Genomic DNA, 24212 nt, shown 5'->3' on the forward strand with positions numbered 1-24212 from the left:
CACGCGGTCACCGCTCGGCCACCCGCACCACCGACCGCAGCACCTCGCCGCGGTGCATCTTCGCGAACGCCTGCTCCACCTCGTCGAGCGAAATCGTCTCGGAGACAAAGGCATCCAGGTCCAGGCGGCCCTGCCGGTACAGATCGATCAGGGTGGGGAAGTCGCGCGAGGGCAGGCAGTCGCCGTACCAGGACGACTTGAGCGCGCCGCCGTGGGAGAAGAAGTCCAGCAACGGCATCTCCAGCCGCATCTCCGGGGTGGGCACGCCGACCAGCACGACGGTCCCGGCCAGATCCCGCGCGTAGAACGCCTGCTTCCAGGTCTCCGGCCGCCCCACCGCGTCGATCACCACATCCGCGCCGAACCCGCCGGTGATCTCCTGGATCACCGGCACCGGATCCCCGGCGCTCGCGTCCACGGTATGAGTCGCGCCGAAACCCTTGGCCCACTCCAGTTTTCGCGGATCGATGTCGACGGCGACGATGGTGGTGGCCCCGGCCAGCCGCGCACCCGCCACGGCCGCGCTGCCGACCCCGCCGCAGCCGATGACCGCCACGCTGTCGCCGCGGCTCACCCCGCCCGTGTTCAGCGCCGCCCCGAGCCCGGCCATGATCCCGCAGCCGAGCAGGCCCGCCGCGGCGGGTGAGGCGGCCGGATCGACCTTGGTGCACTGCCCGGCGTGCACGAGCGTCTTGTCCGCGAACGCGCCGATCCCCAGGGCGGGGGTGAGCGGGGTGCCGTCGGCGAGCGTCATCGGCTGGGCGGCGTTGAACGTCGAGAAGCAGTACCACGGTTTGCCCTTGCGGCAGGCCCGGCACGTCCCGCACACCGCCCGCCAATTCAGGATCACGAAATCGCCCGGCTCGACCTCGGTCACGCCCGCGCCGACCGTCTCCACCACGCCCGCGGCCTCGTGCCCGAGCAGGAAGGGGAACTCGTCGTTGATGCCGCCCTCGCGATAGTGCAGATCGGTGTGGCACACCCCGCACGCCAGCACCCGCACCACGGCCTCGCCCGGCCCCGGGTCCGGCACCACGATCTCGGTCACCTCGACCGGCTGTTGCTTCGACCGGGCGATCACACCCCGAACCGTCTGGGCCATCGAACCGTCCTCTCCTCGCGTGGGAAACCGTGTTCACGGTCGCACAGAAATCTTTCCCGGGGACCGGTTCCGGGAGCGGGACGGGGGTAGGCCGCTCCGAGAGCGAAGGGAGTCCTCGATGCACTCTGTCGATCATTATGTGGACAAGGCGAAATCCCAGGTGAGCGAGCTGGTCGGAAAGCTCGTCGGCGGATCCGGCGGCGAACCCGGGCAGACCCTCACGATCACCCGGCCGCGCGCACAGGTCGCGCTGTTCTTCCGCGACCCGGCGAACTGGTCGCGGGTACTGGGCGATCTCGCCGAGGTCCGGCCCGGCCCCGAGGGCAGCTACGAGTGGAGCGTGCGGCGCTCGGGAGAGGAGACGCTGAGCTGGAACACCGAACTCGTCGACGACGAGAACGGTATGCGGTTCGTCGGAACCCGCTCCGGCGACTCGGGTCCGATGTGGATCCGGCTCGAATTCTCGGATGCGCCAAACGATCTCGGCACCGAAGTGCGGCTCGCGGCGCACACGCCGCTGCCCGATCTGCTCACCGGCGCGGCCGCGTTCACCGTGCTCTACCGGGCGCGGGCGCTGTTGCAGACCGGTGAGATCCCCACCCTCGCGCACAATCCCAGTGCGCGGACCACGGCTTAGGAGAATCATGCGCGCACTGTGTTGGAACGGGGTCGACGATCTGGCCATGGAAACGGTCGACGATCCGGCCCTGGTCAATCCGCACGACGTCATCGTCCAGGTGCGGATCAGCACGACCTGCGGGTCGGATCTGCATTTCATCGACGGCTACCTGCCGGGGATGCGCGCGGGCGATGTCATCGGGCACGAATTCCTCGGCGAGATCGTCGATGTCGGCGCGGAGGTCCGCGACCGCGCGATCGGGGACCGGGTGGTGGTGCCGTCGTTCATCGGCTGCGGGTCGTGCTGGTACTGCGATCACGAGCTGTACTCGGTGTGCGACACCACCAATCCGAATGCGGCGCTGCAACAACCGGTGTTCGGGTATCCGACCGGCGGCATCTACGGCTACACCCATCCCTTCGGCGGCTATCAGGGTTCGCACGCGCAGTACGTGCGGGTGCCGTTCGGGGACGTCAACTGCTTCGTCGTGCCGGAGGGCGTCACCGACGAGCAGGCGCTGTTCCTGTCCGACGCCGTGCCGACCGGGCTCATGGGCGCGGAGTTCTGCGATATCGACGCGGGCGACACCGTCGCGGTGTTCGGCAGCGGCGGCGTCGGGCTGATGGCCGGGCACAGCGCCCGGCTGCTCGGGGCCGAACGGGTGGTGATGATCGACCGGTATCCGGAGCGATTGGCCTTGGCGCGCAAGCACTTCGGGGCCGAGACCATCGACTACACCGCTGTCGACAGCGTGCACGAGATGCTGCGCGATATGACCGGCGGGCGCGGACCGGACGCGTGCATCGACGCGGTGGGCATGGAGGGGCACGGTACCGGCGTGCAGTACCTCTACGATCGCGCCAAGCAGCTGCTGCGGCTCGAGACCGATCGGGCCAACGCGCTGCGGCAGGCGATCCTGGCGTGCCGCAAGGGCGGTATCGTCTCGGTGCTCGGAATCTACGGGGCGACGGACAAATTCCCGATGGGGGTGCTCACCAACAAGGGCCTGACCCTGCGCACCGCCCAGCAGCACGGGCAGCGTTATGTGCCGCGCATGTTCGACTACATCCAGCAGGGTGATCTCGATCCGTCGTATCTCATCACCCACGATCTGCCGCTGGAGCAGGCTGTGCACGGGTACGACATCTTCAAGAACAAGTCCGACGGGTGTGTGCGAGCGGTGTTCCGGCCCTGAGGGTTTCGGCTAGCCCGGGTTGCACTGGATGAGGGCGTGTTCGCCGGTCGTGCGCCAGGCGGTGCCGGTGGCGTCCAGCTCGCGCACCTGGGTGTCGGAAAGGCCCACGGCCACATCGGATTTCAGCGTGCGCAGGGCGGTGACGGGGCCGGGGAAGTAGGCGGTCAGTTCCGTGAAGGAGGTCGTCGGCGGCCAGTGCCGGTCGCCGACGAGGCGGCGGTAGTTCAGGTCGCCCTTGGCCACGGTCATCGCCGCGCCCGCGAACTCGTCGGCCAGATCCGCGGGCATGTCGTGGAAAGACAGTGGCGCGCAGAAGAATTCGTGGGCGCGGACGGTGAGCCGTCCCTCGCGCAGCGCCGCCCACAGCCGTTCGCCGATCGCGGCCGCCGATCCCGGGGCCTCCCGCAGCACGCGCAGCGCGGCGAGGACATCGGCCGTCGTCGCGTCGGAGACGTAGTAGGGCCGCGGCTTGACGTGCAGCGCCACCCGGGCCGCCGCCCCCGACACCAGCAGATGGTCGATCAGCACCAGATCGGGCAACAGTTCCCGGCCCGCGTTGTCGGCGATCACGCACACCAGCGCGTCGGGCGCGCGGTCCAGGCTCGCCCAGAACACCGCGCTGTCGTCGGCCAGCAGCCGCGTGGCGCGCGAACCCGGCCCGGCGGTGAGGCGGAACCCGAGATCGGCCTGATTGCCCCACAGCGCCGATCGCAGCAGCGCCGCGCGCACGGTCTCGCGCGGGGCGTCGGCGAGTTCGTCGAGGGCCGCGAGTACGTCGGCCACCGCCGGACCCGCCAGCTCCGCCGCCTTGGTCGGCGCGAACGGATCGATCCCGTGCCACGCGCCCGGCCCGAACCAGCCGACCGCCTCGAGCAGCCGGTGATAGAAGTAGCTCTCCGCCCACAGGAACGACGCCTCACCCCACGGCCGTCCCCACAGCTCCGCACCCCAGACCGACCATTCGGTTCTCATCGTCCGCGGGGGTTCCAACACCCCTTCGGTACTCTCGCTCAGCACCTCGCGCAGCGCGGCCCGTTCGGCCGGGCCGTAGGGGTGGGCACTGCACACCTGATCGATCAATTTCGGGTGCCGTTCGTGGAAGACGCTTCGGGCGAACGAATCGGGTACTCCGGAAAGGATCGGCGCGGCAGTGATCATTCCTCGATCATCGCCTATCGTCGTAACCGGTTCGTGGCCGTATTCACAGCAAGTTTGTGGGTGAACTCGGTGCGAACACACGGCGACCGCCGTTTCACTGGAAGGGTGCTGAACGGCAGCACCAGGCAGTCCGAGGAGGCCGGGTCGTGCACAACGCAGTGACCACCACCGTCACCCGTCGCGAGCTCATCCGGCTCGCCGGAACCGAAGCCGATTCGGTGAGCCGCCGCGGCGGCCGCTCGATCAACGCCGACGCGGTCGCCAGCCACACCGACCCGGTGGCCGGGCGCACGGCATTCGTGGTGGCCGACGGCGTCGGCGATCATCTGCTCGCGGCCCGCGCCGCCCGCGCGGCCGCCACGGTCGCCGCCGAGGTCGGCACGCGGCTCGGCGGGGTGGCGGCGATCCTGGCCGCCCGCGACGAATTGCACCGCCAGTTCCCCGAACCCGCCGCCGACACCGTCCTCGTGGTCGCGGTCGTCCCGTCCGCCGATCAGCCCGACGGCCCCGGCGATGTGGCCTGGGTCGGCGACTGCCGCGCCTACCGCTGGAACGGCCGTGTGCTGCACCAGATCACGACCGACCACACCGTCGCCGAACTCCTGCGCGCCCACGGCCGCGCCCCCCAACCCCGCATGAGCCACATGGTTACCACCTCGATCCGCACGGTCACCCCCGAAACCGTCGGCCACGCCGTCATCGGCTCCTCCCACGGCCGCCTCCTCCTGTGCACCGACGGCGTCCACAAACGCCTCGACATCGCCACGGTCAAGGAGTTCCTCGTGGCCGGAGAACCCGCCGCCACCACCGCGGACGCCTTGGTGGACATCGCCTTACGCACCGGCGGCACCGACAACACCACGGCCTTGGTCGCGGATCTGTTCTAGCCGCTCATGCCGAGCCGGTTCCGTACTCTTCCGATATCGCCAGGATCCTTCGCCTCGACTCTTCTTCGTCCAACGCGACGCGCTGGAGTTCGGCGATCGCTTCCTTGTAGCGGCTGACCTCCTCGGAACGTTCGAGGTAGAGGTCTCCCACGTACTCCTCGATATAGACGATCGGCGGCTCGGTGAAGCGCGTGCGAGGCAGAATCGGAAACTCCATGAGCGAAAACGAGCCCACCAATGCCCCGATGTGGCGGCGGGAGTTGAACGGAACGACGCGGATGGAGATGTTGGGGCGACGCCCGACCTCCGCGAGATACCGTCGCTGCTCATCCATGACCGCAGGGCCGCCCCACTCCTCGCGGATCGCGGCCTCGGACAGGAAGATTCGAGCGGTGAAGCCGGGATCGTCCAGTCGTTGCTGCTGTTTCAGAGACTCCTCGACGCGGCGTTCGATGTGGTCCGAGGGGAGATTGGGCGACTCGGTCCACGCAACCGCTCGGCAGTAGCCTGGAACCTGAACAATTTTGGGGAGGAGGATGATTCGCCACGAGGTCACCCGAGTGGCCGAGTCCTCCAGAATCGCGTGCGGGTCGAACTCACTCGATGACCGGTCGCTGTCCGCTCGCCACCAACCACCGCCGTGTTTCGCTATCGCTCGAACTTCCTTCGCCAGATCCAAGATGATCCGGCGCTTCTCATCGGGGACGCCATAGCGATCACAGAGTGCGTTCACGAAGAGGTCGTTGGCCGAACGCGGCGAGATCCCCTCTTCCCATCGCGCCATGGTCTGGGGCGAGATGCCCACCATCCTGGCGGCCTGGTTCTGAGTGATGCCCGCCAACTTCCGCATCGTATGCAACTGGCGACCGAGCGCCCGCCGCGTCAACGTGGAGCCTGCCATGCGCATTCCGGTGTTCCGCCTTTCCTGAATAAAGTTTCGATTGGTCGATATTGCTTGTGTGGCAACGTAATCCGCTAAGGATTGCGGTAGTGTTCCCACAGGTCGTGGCGCACCGCGTTCCACAGCGCCTCGTAGCGCGGCCATGCCTCCCGCGCGCCCGCCAGATCCGGGCCGGTTCGGGATGTTACGGCCCACAGCGTCCGGCCGCTGCGGACCTCGTGGACGGATACGATCCTGATCTGCTGGTGCTCCAGTTTCCAGATCGCTACCAGGCCGTCCGCTTCCGAACGATGGTCGTCGGTCCCCCCGGCGCACACGGCGATCAGCCCCTCGGCCTGATTCCGAAGTCGGACGCGAATTCGGCGCTCGCCAATCCGTCCAGCGCCTCCAGCAGCGTTTGCATGTCCGGTCCGACCGCCGTCCCGTCGGGCTCCGCGGCGGGAAAGGCAATCCCACGCTCGGCGGCGCGTTGGCGTGATGAGCGAAGGGGTGGAACGACCTTGCCCGCACGAACGAGAGCCTCGAATGCGGCGGCCTTTCGCGGACACCACACCGCACGACACGCGCGATGGTCTTGCCAGATCCGTTGTGCTTCTTCGACTGTCAGGTCGTGATCGGGCAGCGCGTGCCCGGGGTCGACGATGCCCGGACGCGCGGCCGCCCACGTGACCGGCGGGTCGACGGTTTCCAGATCGCACACCCCGGTCACGCGGGAGGGTGTGTAATCCACCTCCGCGAGGTCGTGAACCACCAACGCCGCCGCGTTGGCACCGCGCGTGATCTCGAGGGCGTAGGCAATCGGATCGGTGGTCGCCTCCGGCGGACGCACGGTGTAGAGGTAGTGGTACCCCAGCAGTTCGGCATGGTGACGAATCGCGTCGGCGTGCTCGGACGCTCGACCTACCGAGATGTCATGGCGAAGCAGGCCGACTGCCTTGGGTTTTCGGCTTCCCTCGTGGATCGCGTCGCACGAAAGATGCTGTGCTACGGCCATTTCGGAGGTGTTGTTCACGCGGGCTCCCTGGTGTGATCGTCCGTAACCCAGCGCCGGTACCGGCTGCTGGAATCGAGCTGTTCGGGATGACGTGCGATGTGCCCGACCCGCCCACCACGCGAACGGGCTTGCGGAAGTGGAGAATCGGAGGGCAGTGCCGCCGGGCACGTCCTAAACATAGATATCGATGTCAGCCGAGACTCATATAAAAATATGAGTCTGGACCGGTAGCCTCGAGGTATGAGCGCAGAAATCCCGTCCCTGACGCAGGGGATCGGTGACAGGGTCCGGATCTATCGCGAGGCCGCCCGACTATCCCAGGTGGAGCTGGCCGCCCTGATCGGCCGCTCTGCCGTGTGGGTGTCGCAAGTCGAGCGGGGAATCAGTCACGCCGAACGGCTTACCGACATCGTCAACATCGCCGCCGCCTGCCGGTGCTCGCCGCAAGACCTTCTCGGCGGCTCGATCAACGCTCTGGCGCCGAAGGCCGCCCCACGGCGCGAGCAGGTGGCTGCGGTGCGTGAAGTGATCATGCGGACCGCGCTGCCGGTCGTGCCGCCGTCCGCGGGCCCACCGGTCCCGCTCGATGACATCGGGGAACGGGTCGCACGGGCGTGGACGACATGGCATACGTCGCCGACAGCTCACGGCGCGGTCGGCCGGGTGCTGCCGCAACTCATCCTCGACGCGAACACGGCGTACCTGACCGCAGACTCCGACACACGCCGTCGGGCTGCCCGAACCCTGTGCGGCACATATCAAATCAGTCGGCTGTGGCTGCACCATCTTCCGGAGGCAGAACTCGCGTGGGTGGCGGCCGAGCGTTCGGTCGCCACCGCGCGCGAGGCGGACGACCCGCACCTGCTGGCGCTCGGCGCGTGGGCGATGTCCGCCAGCTATCGGCGTGCCGGACAGCAGGAGGAAGCGACCAGGGTATGCCTTCAGGCGGCCGACGAATTGCAACGCCGATTCGGCGACAACCCCGCCAACGAATTACTGGCCGCGTACGGAATGCTCAACCTCGCCGCATCGATCTCCGCCGCCCAGTCCGACGAATCCGGAAAGGCGTGGGCGCTCCACAAGGCCGCCGAGGACGCCGCCCGCGCGATCGGGTCGACCTACGACCCGTGGACGATGTTCGGTCCCGGAAACGTGGATATCCACGGCCTTGCTATCTCGGCCGAGCTGGGCGACCACGACGCCGTGGTCGACAAGATCTCGCGGCTCGACATCGACCGCGTCCCGTCCGTCGAGCGGCGTTCGCGCCCCTTGGTCGACGCCGCCCGCGGTTACGTCCAGCGCAAGGACGATCTCGCCGCGGTCCTTGCCCTGCTCGACGCCGAGAAGATCAGCGCCGACGAGGTGCACGACTCCGGCCTCGTGCGCGAGCTGGTGCGCGAATTGCTGATGCGAGACCACGCCCGCGCACGGCCCCACGTGCGGGCGCTCGCCGTTCGCTGCCATCTGCTCATCGATGGCTGATTCATGCATTCATCCGACCAAAGGGGCATGGTGAAGAGGAGCTGGACCGCGTACCGATCCGCCGACGTGCTGGCTGCCGTGGCCGCGGAACTCGAGACCGGGCCGCCGGATCGGTTGTTGCGCAAGGCTGCTGCGGGTCTGGCTGTGGTGTGTGGCGAGGAGCTGCGACGGCGATTCGGGCGGGTATACGGCAGTCGGGTCGCCCTGTTGGTCGGCACCGGAAACAACGGTGCCGACGCCCTTCTCGCGGGAGTTCGGTTGCGGCGCTTGGGTGTGCGGGTCGATGCGGTCCTCACAGGTGTCACCGCCTACGAGCCCGGTGTGAAACAGCTGCGTGCTGTCGGTGGCCGGATCCTCGCCTCGACTGAAGCCGATGCCGGGCGGCGAGCTGTCGAGTGGGCAGAGTTGGTGGTGGACGGCATCATCGGCGAGAGCGGCGTGGGAGGGCTTCGTGATCGCGCCGCTGAGTTGGTCGCCGCGATACCGGCGGCGACGCCCGTGATCGCGGTCGATCTGCCCAGCGGGGTCGCCCCGGACACCGGCGAGATTTCCGGTGCGCATGTGCGGGCGGATGTCACCGTGACGTTCGCGGCGTGGAAGGCGTGCGTACTTCTGCCACCGGCGAGCAATCTCGTCGGCGAATGTCGCTTCGTCGATGTCGGTTTGCCCGGGATCGAAGGACCGCCGATCGCGCGGCGGCTCAGTGCGCACGACATCGGGCGGCTGTGGCCGGTACCGGCGCGGGCGGCGCACAAGTACACGCGCGGCGTCCTCGGAGTCGTCGCGGGGTCGGACACGTATCCGGGTGCGGCGGTTCTCGCGGTGCTCGGTGCTGTTCAGTCCGCCGCCGCGGGTATCGTGCGTTTCGTCGGGCCGGAAGGTGTTACCGCGCAAGTTCTTTCGGCCGCGCCCGAGGCTGTTCCCGGTATCGGGAAGGTCCAGGCTTGGCTGTTGGGGTCGGGGGTCGAGGACGACGAGGATCAGGACAAGGCCATCGGCGAGGCGCTCGGGAGCGGGTTGCCGTGTGTGGTCGACGCGGGTGCGCTCGAGGCGTGTGTTCGGCGGCGTCTCGAGGGGGAACGTGCGGCCCGTGCTGATCGGGTGCTGCTCACGCCGCACGCGGGCGAGGTGTCGCGGATCATGGGCTGGCTCGGGCAGCCTGTCGATCGGGCGGAAATCGAGGCGCGCCCAACGCATTACGGCACGCTGATCGCGCGCGCTCTGGATGTCACCGTCCTGGTGAAAGGGCCGACGACGATCATTGTCGAGCCGTCCGGGTTCGCGGGCAGTCAAGCGGAGGCTCCGCCTTGGCTGGCGACGGCCGGGGCGGGTGATGTGCTCGCGGGACTGGCGAGCGCGTTGATGGCCGCGGGGCTGTCCGCTCTCGACGCCGGTGAGGTCGCCGCGCACGTGCACGGGCGCGCGGCGATGGTCGCGCATCGTGCCCGCAACAGTGGTCCGCTCACTGCGACGGCGGTGGCTCATGCGCTGCCGGAGGTGATCGGGTCGCTTGTCTCAGCTTCCGGGGCGGTTCATTCCTGAAAGCCCGACCGCGGCGGTGAGTAAGTGCCGCCGCAGTGCCCAGGGCAGCGTGGCGAACAGGCTCATCATGGCGGATGCCGTGCCCGCGAGGTCGGTCGTGCCCGAGAGGTAGGCGCGTTGCCGAGGTACTGGGAGGGTGAAGAAGGCGTCGAAGAAGGCAGGCAGATCGGTGGCGGGCAGATCGAGCAGGACGCGCAGGCCCAACTCTCGGAGCAGGTGAACGGCTCGGGCGCGGGCCGGGTATTCGGGCTTTCCAAGCACGAAATCATCTGCCGCGCTGAGGGATTGCGTGACACTGTACCCGGTCGCCGGATGCAGCATCCCCCCTCGCGCCCCGAAGCGGCGGGGTTCGGGGCGTCCGCCCTGGAGGGGGAAGCGGACGATCTCGGTCGGTTCGTCGCCGGTCAGGGTGAGGCCGCGGTTCCGCAGGCGCTGGTGCAGGCGGTCGCGCAGGATGGTGGGGGAGAGGGCGGGGCGACCGGCCAGGCAGGTCTCCTCCAGGAGGAAACGGTTGTCGCCCAATGGGATCGCGTACAGGAACGACGGTGGCGCTCCGGGGGGTGCGCCGTGGTCGTCGCGCCAGTCCATGAAAAGCGGTTCGCTCCAGCGACTCTCGGGCACCACCACGCCGAACGCCGTCTGCTCGGCGCGTTCGGGGGAGCGGGACAGTCCGCGGGCGTCGATCACGCGAGCGGCCGTTACCGTCTCGCCGGACGAAAGGCGCGCCCACTCCGAGCCTTTCGAGCCGCCGAGCTCCACCACCCGATCCGCGATCACCCGCGCCCCGTCGATGCCGAGCCCGCGTCGCAACGCCTCGCTGTCGAAAACCACGTAACCCCGGTCGATTTCGAACCGCCGCGTCCCCCATGCCACCGGCCGCTCCACCCTCGCCGCGACCACCCCCCGATCCAGCCAATCCGGCAGTTCGTCCGCCCAGCCGCCGTAGGTCGCCGTCCACACCCGGTCCGGCCGCGGATCGATCACGGTCACCGACAACCCGTGTGCGAGGGCGCGGTGGGTGAGCGCTCGCCCGGCGGGGCCCAGGCCGCATACCATGAGATCGGTGGTCACAACGGAATTGGATCAGATCATCCGGTAGGGTCTGCGTCCATGCCCGGGGGGACGACCGCGGAGGGCGCACGGTGCCCGGGTGCGGAAGGTGGCAGTCATGACATATCCCCCAGGCTCCGGCCCGTACGGCCAGGACCAGTCGGGCTGGGGAGGCCCGCAGGAGCAGCCCGCGTGGGGGCAGTCCGGCGGATATCAACAGCCGGGCTGGGATCAGCAGAATCCGGGCTACGCGGGGGGCGGCTATCCGCCGCCGCCACCGCCCAAGAACAACAACGGCCTCATCGTCGGCATCGTCATCGCCACGATCGCGGTGCTCGTGCTCGGTATCGGCGCGGTCGTGCTGATCAACAACAGCAAGCACAGCGACGACAACCACGCCACCGGCACCACGACCCCGGACCTGGTCACCGCGACCGACACCTCGGTCGGCAAGACCACGCCGAAATCGAGCACCCCCGCCCCGGCCGCGGACAAGTTCAGCTACAAGGAACAGGCCAAGGACTGGAACTTCAAACTCGGCGACGTCTCGCTGCACGCCGACTGGGTCGAGGGCCGCGATGACGCGACCTGCGCCGACATCGAGGTGAACGGCAAACTCACCGGGCTGGGCTGCAAATACGCCGCCGAGATGATCTACCGCTCCGAACGCGGCGGCCTCATGCTCACCCAGTACGTGCTCGGCATGTCCAGCGCGGACAAGGCCAGCGCGGCCATCGGCCAGTACACCGACGAGGACCTCAAGCCGCGGCCCGGCACCTACATCGACAACTTCTCCGTCGGCAAGTGGAAGGACGACAGCGAGAAGGAGTTCCTCGTCATCACCCTGGTGACCACCACCCCGGCGGTCACCGAGGACACCGCCACCAAGTACCTGCGGTACCTGCACGAGGACATGTTGGGCGCCTTGTCGTTTCGCTGAGCGCGCCTAGATGCCGCCGGTGGCCAGCAGGCCGCCGTCCACCCGGACCACCTCGCCGGTGATCCACGCGGCCGCGTCGGAGACCAGGAAACCCACCAGCGCGGCCACATCCTCGGGCGTGCCCAGCCGCTTCAACGGATAGGCCGCGGCGGCCGCGTCCTCCCCGGCGGAGTACAGCGCGTCGGCGAAGCGGGTCTTCACCACGCCCGGGGCCACCGCGTTCACCCGGATCGTCGGGCCGAGCTGCCAGGCCAGCTCCTCGGTGAGCCGGATGAGCGCGGCCTTGGAGGCGCCGTAGGCGGCGATGACACCGGTCGAGCGCAGCCCCGCGACGCTGGCCACGTTCACCACCGCGCCGCCGTGCTCACCCATCCACGCCCGGTACGCCTCCTGCACGTAGCCCAGCGCGGAGACGACATTGACGTCGAAGATCTTGCGGACCGCGTCCAGATCGGCGTCCATCAACGCGCCGTAGACCGGGTTGATGCCGGTGTTGTTGATCAGGATGTCGAGCGAGCCGAATTCGGCCACGGCCGTGGCGACCTGGTCCGCGCGGGCCGCGGCGTCGCCCGAATTGCCCGCCGCCGCAACGACTTTGCCCGGATGTCCCAGCGCACGCAGCTCGGCGGCGGTCGCCTCGAGCGGTTCGGCCTTGCGCGCGGTGATCACCACATCCGCCCCGCGCGCCAGCAACTCCGTCGCGATCGCCTTGCCGATACCGCGACTCGCACCGGAGACCAGAGCGCCTTTGCCCGTCAGATCCTCACTCATGCCAGCGCACGTTACCCCTCGTCCGATTCCCGGCTCCCCGGCGATCGCGAGGGCCGTGCCGGGCACGGCGGGGGGACGTCGCCGACGGCGAGGTTTCGCGCACGTGCGTAAAATTGGTGGTTCGTGTGCCCGCACGCGAGGCACACTCGAACGATCAGCCGCCGCTATCTCCCGAGGAGACGTTTGTGATCACCGCGACCGACCTGGAGGTCCGGGCCGGAATCCGCACCCTGCTGACCGCGCCGGGCTCGGCGCTGCGGGTGCAGGCCGGGGACCGGATCGGGCTGGTCGGGCGCAACGGCGCCGGCAAGACCACGACCCTGCGCATTCTCGCCGGTGAGGGAGAACCTTACGCCGGCAAGGTCGTTCGTTCGGGCGAAATCGGCTATCTGCCCCAGGATCCGCGCGAGGGCAATCTCGACGTGCTGGCCCGCGACCGGGTGCTGTCCGCTCGCGGCCTGGACGCCCTGATCCGCGATATGGAGAAGCAGCAGGCGCTGATGGCCGAGGTGGCCGACGACGCCGAACGGGAGAAGGCGGTCCGCAAGTACGGCCGCCTCGAGGAGCGGTTCTCCGCGCTGGGCGGCTACGTGGCCGAGAGCGAGGCCGCGCGCATCTGCCACAGCCTCGGCCTGCCCGACCGGGTGCTGAACCAGTCGCTGCGCACGCTGTCGGGCGGTCAGCGCCGCCGCATCGAACTCGCCCGCATCCTGTTCTCCGCCTCCGACGGCAGCGGCGGCAAATCCGGCACCACGCTGCTGCTCGACGAGCCCACCAACCACCTCGACGCCGACTCCATCACCTGGCTGCGCGGCTTCCTGCAGAGCCACGACGGCGGCCTCATCGTCATCAGCCACGACGTCGAACTGCTCGAGGCGGTCGTGAACAAGGTGTGGTTCCTCGACGCCGTGCGCGGCGAGGCCGACATCTACAACATGGGCTGGAAGAAGTACCTCGACGCCCGCGCCACCGACGAGCAGCGCCGCCGCCGCGAACGCGCCAACGCCGAGAAGAAGGCCGCCGCGCTCAAGACCCAGGCCGCCAAGCTCGGCGCGAAGGCCACCAAAGCCGTTGCGGCACAGAACATGATCAAGCGCGCCGAACGCCTGCTCGCCGAGGCCGACGAGGTCCGCGTGTCCGACAAGGTGGCCCGGATCAAGTTCCCCGAGCCCGCCCCTTGCGGCAAGACGCCGCTGATGGCCGAGAACCTCACCAAGATGTACGGCTCGCTGGAGATCTTCACCGGCGTCGACCTGGCCATCGATCGCGGCAGCCGGGTCGTCGTGCTGGGCCTCAACGGCGCGGGCAAGACCACCCTGCTGCGGCTGCTGGCCGGGGTCGAACAGCCCACAGCCGGTGGGCTCGTGCCCGGCCACGGCCTGAAGATCGGCTACTTCGCCCAGGAACACGACACCCTCGACGACACGGCCACCGTGTGGGAGAACATCCGCCACGCCGCCCCCGACGCGGGCGAACAGGATCTGCGCGGCCTGCTGGGCGCGTTCATGTTCTCCGGCCCGCAGCTCGAACAGCCCGCGGGCACGCTGTCCGGCGGCGAGAAGACCCGCCTCGCGCTGGCGGGCCTGGTGTCCTCGGCGGCCAATGTGCTGCTGCTCGACGAGCCCACCAACAACCTCGACCCGATCTCGCGCGAACAGGTCCTCGACGCGCTGCGCAGTTACGCGGGCGCGGTCGTGCTCGTCACCCACGACCCCGGCGCGGCCGAGGCGCTCAACCCGGAGCGGGTCATCATGCTGCCCGACGGCACCGAGGATCACTGGTCGCAGGAGTACCTGGAACTCATCCAGCTGGCGTGAGCGCTCAATTCTCCTGCGCGAGATGCTGTTTGGCCTCCTCGTAGCCGCCCTCGCCGAGTTCGCCGGGACCGTAGACCGCGTGGATCACGCCGGTGGCGAAGGTCGCCGAGCGCAGCAGGGCCAGCGGCAGCGTCGGCGCGGCGGGATCGAACAGCCGCTCACCGGCGCCGACCGCGATCGGGTGGATCAGCAGATGCAGTTCGTCGATCAATCGGGCGGCCAGCAGTTGCCGGACCACCGACACCGAACCGCTGATCCCGATCGCCCCGCCCGGTTCGGCCTTGAGCGCCGAAACGCCTTCGACCAGTTCGCCTTTCAGCACCTCGGAGTTGCGCCAGGTGAAGTCGTGGTCCTGATGCGACACCACGACCTTGCGGGCGTCGCCGAGCTTGGCGGCGAATGGTGCGTCCGGTCCGCCCGCGGCCTCGCGGTCGGGCCACGCCCCCGCGAATCCGTCGTAGGTCTTGCGGCCCAGCAGCAGGGTGTCGGCCGCGCCGAGCTGCGCGTCGACGGCCGCGCCCATCTCGTCGTTGTAGTACGGGAAGTGCCAGTCCTGCGGGTTCTCCACGACGCCGTCGATGGCCATGAACAGGCCCGCGGTAAGGGTTCTCATAGCGGTGTCTCCTTCGCGATGGTGATTTCGTGGGTGTAGACGGCCGTTGTCGGCGAAACTCATCGGGTAGGGGTGAGCGCGGAATTCGTGATGCGAATCACAGAGAGGCGTTGATCACCGAACGGAGAGTGTCTAGCCTGGAATGAGGCTGCACGGCGACCGGAGGAAGCCATGAGTGACAGGCCCGCACAAGGGAAGTCCACGTTGGGTAAGGGCACGCGCGTCACCGGAAAGTCGCGAGACCGCTTGCAAACCCAGCTCAAGAAGCAGTACGAGGCGGGTGCCAGCATCCGCTCCCTGGCGCGGGAGACGGGCCGCTCGTACGGATTCATTCACAACGTGCTGGTGGAGTCGCATGTGCAACTCCGCAGCCGGGGTGGAGCCAATCGCCGCAAGGCGTCGAGCAAGTAGCGTTCCCCGCAGCGAACCACGCTGCGGGACCGCGACTTTCGGTGCGCGGGCGCGAATGCCTCAGTGCCGATTCGCGTTTCGCTCGGCCCACCAGCGCGGGGCGTCGACGAAGTGATTGTCGAACTCGTCCTGGACGGCGGCCAGTTCGGCGAGCGTCGCCTCGCCGCGCGCGACCCGCTCGAGCACGCGAAAATACTCGAACCGCTCGACGCCCGGGGTGAGGGCGATCAGGACGCGCGCCGGGCTGCCCGGCGCCGCGCCGAACGCGTGCGGCATCCGCCGCGGCACCACGATCGCCCCGCCCGCGCCCACGGTGGCGATCTCGTCCCCGGCCATGACCTGGAGTTCGCCCTCGGCGACGTAGAACAGCTCCTCGGAGCGGGTGTGGAAGTGCGGGGCCGCGCCGTCCGCGCCCGGCGCGAGGGTGACCTCGAGGGTGCTGAGGCTGTGCGCGGCCTCGGGCGCGTCGATCAGCAATCGCATGGTGACCTGGTTCGTCGCGTGGATCTCGGCCTGGTCGGCCGGGCGGATGACGGCGCGGGACGCGGTGGTGCTCATGGTCGGCTCCAACTATTCGTGGTCTGATAGTTCGCTCCCTAACTATATGGCATCGAATAGAATCGTGTCCATGGCGAATCGGAAAGTCGACGCGGTGGACGAGATCACCGCGCAGTGGCGGCGGGAACGACCCGATCTCGAGCTCGAGGCGATGGCACTCATCGGACGGCTCGGGCGGCTGTCACTGGTCGCGGGGCGGGCGATCGAGGCGGTGTTCGAACGGTACGGGTTGCAGCGCGGGGAGTTCGATGTGCTTGCGGCCCTGCGTCGTTCGGGCGCGCCCTTCGAATTGAACCCCTCGGTGCTGGCCGATTCGCTCATGCTGTCGCGGGCCGGGATGACCGGCCGGTTGGATCGGCTGGAGTCGGCGGGATGGGTGCGCCGCATCGCCGACGCGCGGGATCGGCGCGCGGTCCGGGTCGCGCTCACCGAGGCCGGGCGCACCCTGATCGACGAGGTGGTGACCGCGCACACCAGGAACGAGACGCGACTGCTGGCGGCGCTGTCGGATGCCGAACGGCGAGAACTGGATCGGCTCGTGCGCGTCCTGCTGGACAGCCTCGAATCGGCTCAGTGACCCGGCACGGCCGCGTCGGCGCCGACGAGGAAGTTGGCCAGGCTCGCGAAGATCGGCAACCCCGTCTTGATCTCCAGATACGCGAACTGCCCCTGCGGATTCACCTCGAGGAAGTAGTACTCGCCGTCGCGGCCCAGCCGCAGATCGAGCACCCCGAAGACCAGTCCCAGCGCGCCCATCAGCGTGGTCAGCGATTTGCTGACCGCCGCGGGCAGCCGCGCGGGGGTGAACGCGACGGCGGTGTCCAGGCGCGAATCCACCCGTCCCACACCGGATTGCGAGTCGATGCGCACGGTCCACTCCAGCCCGTCGATCCACACCACGCGCAGATCGCAGTCGGCCTCGATGTAGTCCTGGAAGGTGGTGGGCGCGGAGCGGATGGTGTCGAGCCGGTCGAGATCGGCCGGGCCGAGCAGCCGGGTCTCGGTGAAGTTCGCCCGGCCCGTGCCGGTGCGCTTGTACACCACCGGTCCCGGTCGGCCGGCGACGAATTCCCGTGCGGCGCCGGGATCATTGGTGACCAGGGTGTCGGGGACCGCGAAGCCGGAGCGCCGCGCGGTCTCGAGTTGCACGATCTTGCGGCACGCGGTGCGGTCCGCGCCCGGATCGTTGACCCACAGCGCGGGGATCGACCACAGCAGGCCCTGGAGGAAGCCGTCGCACTCGGCCTGGCGGAACTCGTCGTCGGCGCTGCTGATCCCGGTGGCGACCCGGCACTGCCGGGGGCGTCGCCACCACACCGCGGTGACCGTGTCCAGGCCCGGTACGTGCGCGAGGGTGCGCGCGGTGCCGATCCGGCCGAGCCGGAATTCGCCCGTCTCACTGGGGAATTCGCGCATGTCGAGCCGAATCGGGGTAATGCCGTGCAGGTTTCGCAGCGTCGCGGCCATCGCGTCGGCGTGCACGTCCTCGGATTCGGTGACGATCAGAACCGACCCCGGCGCGCCGCCCACCATCCCGCCGCCTCAGTCGAGACTGTCGCAGGCGGTGCCGTCGTCGCTGCGGGAGTCGGTTTTGGTCTGGCAGAAGGTGAAGGTCGCTCCGCCGACGCCGGAGGGCGTGGGCAGGCGCAATTCGCGGGCCCATTCCTCGGTCAGGCGGGCCAGCAGGTCGTCGCCGCGCGCGGGGGACGGGGTGGGCACGAGCGTCATCGGGCGTTCGGTCAGCTCGACGCGCAGGCGGCGGGTGAATTCGGCGGTCGCGCCCGCGCGCACGCGGACCCGCACGGGTGGCTCGGAACGCGGTGCGGCGCTTGGTGATTCGTCGATGGACAGCACATCGGCGCGATCGAAGGTCCAGACGCCGTCGGGCACCCGCACACTGACCGACCGCTCCGAGGCGGCCACGAGGGAGCCGGACAGCGGGGGCACGGTGGGATCCGATTCGGCGTCGAACATGGGCTGGTCTCCGATCTGCTCGCGGTTTGCCACGGAAGCCGAGCGTGATCTGGATCATATCCCGCGCGGGCCGCCGACCGGCTCGCAACGAAATTTTTCGGAATGCCCTATCGCCGAAAGATTTTCGGTTGAGCGATCAACCGGTCACAGACCGATCAGGTCGGGGGAGTCGGCCAGTTCGCGGAAGCGGTCGGCCGGATTCGACACGAGTTTGCGCACGGTCAGGTCCATCACCCCGGTGACCACGTCGATCTCGGCGGAGACCGTGCCGTCGAGTTTCAGGATCTGCTGGTGGAAGTGGAAGACCTTGCCGGTGCCCCAGTCGAACGCGCAGGTGACCCGCACCTCGTCGCCGAGGTACAGCTCGCGGCGGTACTTGATGGTCGACTCGAGGACCACCGGGCCGAGGTTGCGCTCGCGCAGCTTCTCGGGGACCACGCCCGCGGCGCGCATGATCTCCCACCGGGCGTGCTCGGCGTACTGATGGTAGACGGCCTGATTGAGGTGGCCGTTCACGTCGATCTCGTAACCGCGGACGGTCACGGGCACGGAGAAGGTCATAACTCGGCAAACTCCTCGATCCCGCCGGGATATTTCCGGCGCTCGGGTGTTCCGGCTCACGCGCGGTTCAGTTCTTGCGCCGCACCGACGCCTCCACGAGATCCAGCACGGCTTCGAGGTTTTCGTTGGCGTGCCCGGAGGCGATCCGCGCGATCAGGCCGTCGAGCACCAGATCGAGGTAGCCCAGCAGCACGTCGGTGGGGACGTCGTCGCGCAGCGCGCCCGCGGCCTTGCGGCGTTCCAGCCGGGCCAGAGTGGCCGCGGTGAGTTCGGCCGAGCGCTGGGTCCAGCTCGCCGCGAATTCGGGATCGGTGCGCAGCCGCCGCGCGATCTCGAGCCGCGTGCCCAGCCAGTTGTACTGCCCGGGATTGGCCAGCATCTCCCGCATCACCTGCACGATGCCCTGATTGGCCGCCACCTCGGCCATCCGCTCGGCATCCTCCTGCGCCAACGCGAGGAACAACGCGTCCTTGTCCCGGAAGTGATGGAAGATCGCCCCCCGGGACAACCCGATGGCCTCCTCGAGCCGACGCACGGTCGCCCCCTCGTAACCGAACTCGGCGAAACACCGCCGCGCCCCGTCCAGGATCTGACTACGCCGGGCGGCAAGATGGTCATCACTGACCTTGGGCATGGGCTCCTCCAGCGGGGTACACGTGCCCCCGCGCCGGTGGTGAACCGGACGCGGGGGACACTCGAGATACGAGTCGGATGGGGCCAACGTGCAAGTGCTCTCGCAAGTTTCGCACTCCCGCCACCACGTCGGGAGCGAGTCTTACGAGCGACGTTCGCGGCCGTCTCGTCGACGGGCGCCCGAAGCGCATGCGCCGAAGGCGCGAGTCTCGGGTGCCCGTCGACGAGACTCAGGGCCGCGAACACGCCGCCGGAGGCGGCAGATCAGGCCCTGATCATGTTGCGCAGCACGTATTGGAGGATGCCACCGTTGCGGTAGTAGTCGGCCTCACCGGGGGTGTCGATGCGCACCACGGCGTCGAAGGTGATCTTGTCTCCGTTCTCCTTGGTCGCGGTCACCTTCAGAGTCTTCGGAGTCACCCCCTCGTTCAGCTTGGTGATGCCCTCGATGTCGAAGACCTCGGTGCCGTCCAGTTTCAGCGACGCGGCCGACTCACCGGCCGGGAACTGCAACGGGATGACGCCCATGCCGATGAGGTTGGAGCGGTGGATGCGCTCGAACGACTCGGCGATGACCGCGCGCACGCCGAGCAGTCGGGTGCCCTTGGCCGCCCAGTCGCGCGAGGAACCCGAGCCGTACTCCTTGCCGCCCAGCACGACCAGCGGGATCCTGGCCTGCTGGTAGTTCTGCGAGGCGTCGTAGATGAACGCCTGCGGTCCGCCGGGCTGGGTGAAGTCGCGGGTGTAGCCGCCCGAGACGTCGTCGAGGAGCTGGTTGCGCAGCCGGATGTTGGCGAACGTGCCGCGGATCATGACCTCGTGGTTGCCGCGCCGCGAGCCGTAGGAGTTGTAGTCCTTGCGCTCGACGCCGTGCGCCTCGAGGTACTGCGCGGCCGGGGTGCCCGGCTTGATGTTGCCCGCGGGGGAGATGTGGTCGGTGGTGACCGAATCACCCAGCAGCGCAAGCACTCGCGCGCCCGTGATGTCCGCGACGGGCTCGGGCTGCTCCGGCATGCCGTCGAAGTAGGGGGCCTTGCGCACGTAGGTCGAGTTCTCGTCCCACGCGAAGGTCTTGCCCTCCGGCGTCGGCAGGCCGCGCCAGCGCTCGTCACCCTTGAACACGTCCGCGTAGTCCTTGAGGAACATGTCGCGGCTGATGACGCGGTCGATGGTGTCCTGGATCTCCTGCGGGGAGGGCCAGATGTCGCGCAGGAACACGTCGTTGCCGTCGGTGTCCTTGCCCAGCGCGTCGTGCTCGAAGTCGAAGTCCATCGTGCCCGCGAGCGCGTAGGCGATGACCAGCGGCGGCGAGGCCAGGTAGTTCATCTTCACGTCGGGGGAGATGCGGCCCTCGAAGTTGCGGTTGCCCGACAGCACCGCGGTGACGGTGAGGTCGTTGTCGTTGACCGCCTTGGAGATCTCCTCCGGCAGCGGACCGGTGTTGCCGATGCAGGTGGCGCAGCCGAAGGCGACCAGGTTGAAGCCCAGCTTCTCCAGATACGGCCAGACACCGGCCTTTTCGTAGTAGTCGTTGACGACCTGCGAACCGGGCGCCATCGAGGTCTTCACCCACGGCTTGCGGGCCAGGCCCTTCTCCACCGCGTTGCGGGCCAGCAGGGCCGCGCCCAGCATGACCGACGGGTTGGAGGTGTTGGTGCAGGAGGTGATCGAGGCGACCACCACCGCGCCGTGATCGAGCACGAAGTCGCCGTACTCCTCGGAGTGCACCTTGACCGGCTTGGACGGGCGGCCGTTGGCGTTGTTGGCGGCGGTCGGCAGCACGGCGTCGTCGTCGGCGAAGGACAGCACGACCGGATCGCTGGCGGGGAAGGACTCCTCCACGGCCTCGTCCAGCTTGGAGTGCGGCGCGGCCTCGGCGTCGTCGGTGTAGTTGTGGATGTCCTTGCGGAAGGCGATCTTGCTCTCCGACAACAGGATTCGGTCCTGCGGGCGCTTCGGCCCGGCGATGGACGGCACCACGGTGCTCAGGTCCAGCTCGAGGTACTCGGAGTACTCCGGCTCGACGTCCGCGTCGTGCCACAGGCCCTGCTCCTTGGCGTACGCCTCGACGAGCGCGACCTGCTCGTCGCTGCGCCCGGTCAGGTGCAGGTAGTCCAGGGTGACCTGGTCGATCGGGAAAATGGCCGCGGTGGAACCGAATTCGGGGCTCATATTGCCCAGGGTGGCGCGGTTGGCCAGCGGCACCTCGGCCACGCCCTTGCCGTAGAACTCCACGAACTTGCCGACCACGCCGTGCTTGCGCAGCATGTCGGTGACGGTGAGCACGACGTCGGTGGCGGTCACGCCGGGCTGGATCTCGCCGGTCAGCTTGAAGCCGACCACGCGCGGGATGAGCATCGAGACGGGCTGGCCCAGCATGGCCGCCTCGGCCTCGATACCGCCGACGCCCCAACCCAATACGCCCAGGCCGTTGACCATGGTGGTGTGCGAGTCGGTGCCGACGCAGGTGTCGGGGTAGGCCTGGCCGTCGCGGAGCATGACGACGCGGGCCAGGTGCTCGATGTTGACCTGGTGCACGATGCCGGTCGAGGGCGGCACGACCTTGAAGTCGTCGAAGGCGGTCTGGCCCCAGCGCAGGAACTGGTAACGCTCGCCGTTGCGCTGGTACTCGATGTCGACATTGCGCTCGAAGGCGTCCGCGCGCCCGAACACGTCGATGATGACCGAGTGGTCGATGACCATCTCGGCGGGGGCCAGCGGGTTGACCTTGTCCGGGTCGCCGCCCAGGGTGGTGACGGCCTCGCGCATGGTCGCGAGGTCCACGATGCAGGGCACGCCGGTGAAGTCCTGCATGATCACGCGCGCGGGGGTGAACTGGATCTCGGTGCTGGGCTCGGCCTTGGCGTCCCAGTTCGCGATCGCGCGGATGTGGTCGGCGGTGATGTTGGCGCCGTCCTCGGTGCGGAGCAGGTTCTCCGCGAGGACCTTCAGCGCGTAGGGCAGCTTCTCGGTGCCGGGCACGGCCGACAGGCGGAAGATCTCATACGACCGATCTCCGACCTGCAGGGTGCCCTTGGCGCCGAATGTATCGATGCTCGTCATACGTTCAGCTCCACTCGTCGGTGAGGGTGTTCGTCACCGGCGGGGCTGTGCCGGTGACCCAGGTCGAGGGCGCAGGCTGGGCTGTGCGCCTCGTGCTTCCAACCCTAACAGTACGCTTGTCCTATGAAACGCGCGGGGCCGTCCAGGCGAGGCGTCCCGGGTTCCATCATGCCCCGGTCGCGTACTGTGCATTCGATCGCCTGAACTGTGTTGGATGCCCGTCGCCCTCCCGGGCGGCTCGACAGACCGGATGGAAGATGACCGTCTCGTACGCCTCGGTTTTCACCCCCATGGCCGCGGAACTGCCGCCGGACACCGATCTGGGCTCGATTCTGGTGGATCTCACGGACAATCACGTCGCCGCGCCGAAGGGCGTCGATCAGTCGGGTCTGGCCGCGGCCGCGCAGGACTCCCTGGACAACGGAATCCCCCTGAGCATCGTCGTCGTCCCCGGCAACCCCTCGCCCGATTCCAGCCTGCGGGATCTGGCCACCGAGGTCGGCAAGGTGGAACACGGCACGGTCCTGGTCCTCGGCGACGACTGGGCGGGCACCTACAGCTCGTCGATTCCGCGCTATCGGCTCGAGAAGGCCGAGGACGTGGCCAAGTATCAGGGTCACGGGCACAGCGCCGAGGCCGCGCAGGCGTTCGTGAATCGGCTGGACAAACCGGACACGGTGTCGTGGACGACGGTCACGGCCGTGCTGCTGGCCGGATTGGTGATCGTCATCGCCGGGCTGTACGTCGTGAAGTCCCGGCGGGCGGGCGATCGGGAGCTCGCGCGGAATTAGTCATCCGACCGGTCCGACCTCGACCGGTTTCTCCTGACGTCCGGTCTGTTTCATTCGGCAGATTCCGAGGCGATATTAGGCAATCGTTCGGCAATCGCCGAAATACTCCGCGACGTGCGGGCCGAGCGGTTTCTTCTGTGTCCTGAGTGTCGTACGGTTCACATGGCACTTGTGGGGAAGAAGTGTCGCATGGGTCTCCAGAGGTTGTGCGGGCCGCGATTTCGCTGGTCACTCGTGCGAGCGGTGCCTCTGTTCCCCGGGAAGCTCGGCGGTCCAGGGAGGTGCGATGCGACGGACGGCGAGGCGGCGCGAGAGGTCGCTGCGGATCGCTGTGGGATTGCTGTTGTGCGCCCTCGGGCTGGCCGCGAGCATCACCGTCGCCCGCGCGCAGCCCGGCCCCCCGCCGAATCCCAGCGACGGCGACATCGCCGCGGCCGGGGGCGCGGTGGACGCCACGCTCGACGAGGTGAGCGGGCTCATCAACGAGGTGGCCGCCGCCGAACAGCAGGTCCAGCGGCTCGACACCGAACTCGCGGGCAAGCGCGAGGCCGTGAACAAGGCCCTGGTCGATCTCCAGAACGCGCGCGAGGCCGCCGACGCGGCCGCCGCGGTGGCCGCGGGCACCCAGCGCGAGCTGGCCGAGGCCGGGGCGCGGGTGAGCGCGGCCCGCGCCGAGTTCGACCGCTTCGCCGTCGAGGCGTACACCCGGCCGGGCGTCAACGCCATGGTCAACGTGCTCTCCGGCGCGGATCCGGCCGTCGCCCTCGAACGCGCCCAACTGCTGTCCGTCGCCGCCAAATCCCGGCAGGACGCCCTGGAACAACTGCGCCGCGCCCAGATCGACCAGGCCAACCGCGATTCCGCCGCCCGCGCCGCGAAACGGGCCGCCGACGCCGCCGCCGCGGTCGCCGAATCCCGCAAGGCCGACGCGCAGCGGGCCGTCGCCGCCGCGCAGGCCGCCCAGGAACAACAGCTCGCCACGCGCAATGCCCTTGCACAGCAACGGGATTCGGCCCAGCAGCGGCTCGACGCCGCGCGCGCGAGGGTGGCCGGGCTCCAGGACCGCCGACGATGCCGCCGACCGCGCCGAAGGCGAGCAGGACCCCTACGAGCGCGGGCGCCACGTGCAGGTCGCGGATCAGATACACCA

The 24212-nt window shown here is 68.8% G+C and carries 25 protein-coding genes; 11 read left to right on the forward strand and 14 right to left on the reverse strand.

The features are described from left to right. Positions 1 to 7 precede the first annotated feature (7 nt). Complete coding sequence (locus ACWDSJ_RS16895) at positions 8 to 1102, reverse strand: S-(hydroxymethyl)mycothiol dehydrogenase (protein WP_450032933.1); 1095 nt, start codon at positions 1100 to 1102, stop codon at positions 8 to 10. A 118-nt stretch (positions 1103 to 1220) separates the two neighbouring features. Between ACWDSJ_RS16895 and ACWDSJ_RS16900 the strand changes: the two genes are divergently transcribed. Both ACWDSJ_RS16900 and ACWDSJ_RS16905 read left to right on the forward strand, forming a co-directional pair. Next, positions 1221 to 1739 carry a hypothetical protein gene (locus tag ACWDSJ_RS16900; protein WP_450032935.1) on the forward strand — a complete coding sequence of 173 codons (519 nt, stop codon included), beginning with the start codon at positions 1221 to 1223 and terminating at the stop codon, positions 1737 to 1739. Between the two features lie 7 nt (positions 1740 to 1746). Next, entirely contained in the window at positions 1747 to 2916 is a 1170-nt protein-coding gene (locus tag ACWDSJ_RS16905; RefSeq protein WP_450032937.1) for a zinc-dependent alcohol dehydrogenase, read from the forward strand. A gap of 9 nt (positions 2917 to 2925) precedes the next feature. On the opposite strand, the gene ACWDSJ_RS16910 is transcribed toward ACWDSJ_RS16905, so the two are convergent. Beyond that, positions 2926 to 4074, reverse strand: coding sequence for a damage-control phosphatase ARMT1 family protein (locus ACWDSJ_RS16910; protein WP_450032939.1), 1149 nt, complete (start codon positions 4072 to 4074; stop codon positions 2926 to 2928). Positions 4075 to 4220: 146 nt separating this feature from the next. On the opposite strand from ACWDSJ_RS16910, the gene ACWDSJ_RS16915 reads away from it, so the two are divergent. Next, positions 4221 to 4961, forward strand: coding sequence for a PP2C family protein-serine/threonine phosphatase (locus ACWDSJ_RS16915; protein WP_450032941.1), 741 nt, complete (start codon positions 4221 to 4223; stop codon positions 4959 to 4961). Between the two features lie 4 nt (positions 4962 to 4965). Here the strand turns inward: ACWDSJ_RS16915 and ACWDSJ_RS16920 are convergent, their stop codons facing one another. The 3 genes from ACWDSJ_RS16920 to ACWDSJ_RS16930 form a co-directional block, all read right to left on the reverse strand. Further along, on the reverse strand, positions 4966 to 5862 hold the full coding sequence (locus tag ACWDSJ_RS16920; RefSeq protein WP_450032943.1) for a helix-turn-helix domain-containing protein: 897 nt from the start codon (positions 5860 to 5862) through the stop codon (positions 4966 to 4968). 74 nt (positions 5863 to 5936) lie between these two features. After that, positions 5937 to 6179: a hypothetical protein gene (locus ACWDSJ_RS16925; RefSeq protein ID WP_450032945.1), complete on the reverse strand. Its 243-nt coding sequence runs from the start codon at positions 6177 to 6179 to the stop codon at positions 5937 to 5939. 5 nt (positions 6180 to 6184) lie between these two features. Further along, the gene (locus tag ACWDSJ_RS16930) at positions 6185 to 6874 is read right to left on the reverse strand and encodes a hypothetical protein (protein ID WP_450032947.1); all 690 of its coding nucleotides are present in this window, start codon (positions 6872 to 6874) and stop codon (positions 6185 to 6187) included. Positions 6875 to 7096: 222 nt separating this feature from the next. On the opposite strand from ACWDSJ_RS16930, the gene ACWDSJ_RS16935 reads away from it, so the two are divergent. Together ACWDSJ_RS16935 and ACWDSJ_RS16940 are read left to right on the forward strand one after the other, a co-directional pair. Next, positions 7097 to 8338 carry a helix-turn-helix domain-containing protein gene (locus ACWDSJ_RS16935; RefSeq protein ID WP_450032949.1) on the forward strand — a complete coding sequence of 414 codons (1242 nt, stop codon included), beginning with the start codon at positions 7097 to 7099 and terminating at the stop codon, positions 8336 to 8338. Between the two features lie 27 nt (positions 8339 to 8365). Next, positions 8366 to 9880: a bifunctional ADP-dependent NAD(P)H-hydrate dehydratase/NAD(P)H-hydrate epimerase gene (locus ACWDSJ_RS16940; protein ID WP_450032951.1), complete on the forward strand. Its 1515-nt coding sequence runs from the start codon at positions 8366 to 8368 to the stop codon at positions 9878 to 9880. Here the strand turns inward: ACWDSJ_RS16940 and ACWDSJ_RS16945 are convergent. Then, positions 9854 to 10936, reverse strand: a complete 1083-nt coding sequence (locus ACWDSJ_RS16945; RefSeq protein ID WP_450032984.1) for a lycopene cyclase family protein — start codon at positions 10934 to 10936, stop codon at positions 9854 to 9856. The two genes, ACWDSJ_RS16940 and ACWDSJ_RS16945, sit on opposite strands and share 27 nt — an antisense overlap. A 112-nt stretch (positions 10937 to 11048) precedes the next feature. On the opposite strand from ACWDSJ_RS16945, the gene ACWDSJ_RS16950 reads away from it, so the two are divergent. Next, entirely contained in the window at positions 11049 to 11870 is an 822-nt protein-coding gene (locus ACWDSJ_RS16950) for a hypothetical protein (protein ID WP_450032953.1), read from the forward strand. Positions 11871 to 11876: 6 nt separating this feature from the next. Here ACWDSJ_RS16950 and ACWDSJ_RS16955 read toward each other — a convergent pair whose 3' ends face one another. Continuing rightward, complete coding sequence (locus ACWDSJ_RS16955; protein WP_450032954.1) at positions 11877 to 12641, reverse strand: SDR family oxidoreductase; 765 nt, start codon at positions 12639 to 12641, stop codon at positions 11877 to 11879. Between the two features lie 185 nt (positions 12642 to 12826). Here ACWDSJ_RS16955 and ACWDSJ_RS16960 point away from each other — a divergent pair, with 185 nt between their 5' ends. Beyond that, a complete protein-coding gene (locus ACWDSJ_RS16960; protein WP_387357120.1) occupies positions 12827 to 14458 on the forward strand; it encodes an ABC-F family ATP-binding cassette domain-containing protein in 1632 nt (543 codons plus the stop codon). Positions 14459 to 14462: 4 nt separating this feature from the next. On the opposite strand, the gene ACWDSJ_RS16965 is transcribed toward ACWDSJ_RS16960, so the two are convergent. Then, positions 14463 to 15071: a dihydrofolate reductase family protein gene (locus ACWDSJ_RS16965; RefSeq protein ID WP_450032957.1), complete on the reverse strand. Its 609-nt coding sequence runs from the start codon at positions 15069 to 15071 to the stop codon at positions 14463 to 14465. 171 nt (positions 15072 to 15242) lie between these two features. Between ACWDSJ_RS16965 and ACWDSJ_RS16970 the strand changes: the two genes are divergently transcribed. Next, the gene (locus ACWDSJ_RS16970; protein WP_387357124.1) at positions 15243 to 15482 is read left to right on the forward strand and encodes a helix-turn-helix domain-containing protein; all 240 of its coding nucleotides are present in this window, start codon (positions 15243 to 15245) and stop codon (positions 15480 to 15482) included. A 60-nt stretch (positions 15483 to 15542) separates the two neighbouring features. On the opposite strand, the gene ACWDSJ_RS16975 is transcribed toward ACWDSJ_RS16970, so the two are convergent. Then, complete coding sequence (locus ACWDSJ_RS16975) at positions 15543 to 16040, reverse strand: cupin domain-containing protein (protein ID WP_450032959.1); 498 nt, start codon at positions 16038 to 16040, stop codon at positions 15543 to 15545. Between the two features lie 70 nt (positions 16041 to 16110). Here ACWDSJ_RS16975 and ACWDSJ_RS16980 point away from each other — a divergent pair, with 70 nt between their 5' ends. Continuing rightward, positions 16111 to 16617: a MarR family winged helix-turn-helix transcriptional regulator gene (locus ACWDSJ_RS16980; RefSeq protein WP_450032961.1), complete on the forward strand. Its 507-nt coding sequence runs from the start codon at positions 16111 to 16113 to the stop codon at positions 16615 to 16617. Here the strand turns inward: ACWDSJ_RS16980 and ACWDSJ_RS16985 are convergent. The 5 genes from ACWDSJ_RS16985 to ACWDSJ_RS17005 all read right to left on the reverse strand — a co-directional run bounded on the left by ACWDSJ_RS16985 (position 16611) and on the right by ACWDSJ_RS17005 (position 22271). Then, positions 16611 to 17573 carry a hypothetical protein gene (locus tag ACWDSJ_RS16985; RefSeq protein ID WP_450032963.1) on the reverse strand — a complete coding sequence of 321 codons (963 nt, stop codon included), beginning with the start codon at positions 17571 to 17573 and terminating at the stop codon, positions 16611 to 16613. The two genes, ACWDSJ_RS16980 and ACWDSJ_RS16985, sit on opposite strands and share 7 nt — an antisense overlap. Positions 17574 to 17582: 9 nt before the next feature. Beyond that, the gene (locus ACWDSJ_RS16990) at positions 17583 to 18047 is read right to left on the reverse strand and encodes a hypothetical protein (RefSeq protein ID WP_387357132.1); all 465 of its coding nucleotides are present in this window, start codon (positions 18045 to 18047) and stop codon (positions 17583 to 17585) included. A 111-nt stretch (positions 18048 to 18158) separates the two neighbouring features. After that, positions 18159 to 18575: an acyl-CoA thioesterase gene (locus ACWDSJ_RS16995; RefSeq protein ID WP_387357134.1), complete on the reverse strand. Its 417-nt coding sequence runs from the start codon at positions 18573 to 18575 to the stop codon at positions 18159 to 18161. 67 nt (positions 18576 to 18642) lie between these two features. Then, positions 18643 to 19209 carry a TetR/AcrR family transcriptional regulator gene (locus ACWDSJ_RS17000; protein WP_387357136.1) on the reverse strand — a complete coding sequence of 189 codons (567 nt, stop codon included), beginning with the start codon at positions 19207 to 19209 and terminating at the stop codon, positions 18643 to 18645. 263 nt (positions 19210 to 19472) lie between these two features. Beyond that, the gene (locus ACWDSJ_RS17005) at positions 19473 to 22271 is read right to left on the reverse strand and encodes an aconitate hydratase (RefSeq protein WP_450032966.1); all 2799 of its coding nucleotides are present in this window, start codon (positions 22269 to 22271) and stop codon (positions 19473 to 19475) included. Positions 22272 to 22528: 257 nt separating this feature from the next. Between ACWDSJ_RS17005 and ACWDSJ_RS17010 the strand changes: the two genes are divergently transcribed. Together ACWDSJ_RS17010 and ACWDSJ_RS17015 are read left to right on the forward strand one after the other, a co-directional pair. Then, positions 22529 to 23062, forward strand: a complete 534-nt coding sequence (locus tag ACWDSJ_RS17010) for an Rv1476 family membrane protein (RefSeq protein WP_387357140.1) — start codon at positions 22529 to 22531, stop codon at positions 23060 to 23062. Positions 23063 to 23348: 286 nt separating this feature from the next. Next, positions 23349 to 24212 (forward strand): coiled-coil domain-containing protein (locus ACWDSJ_RS17015; RefSeq protein ID WP_450032968.1); only part of this gene is annotated, 864 nt, incomplete at its 3' end.

Source organism: Nocardia sp. NPDC003482 (assembly GCF_053588115.1).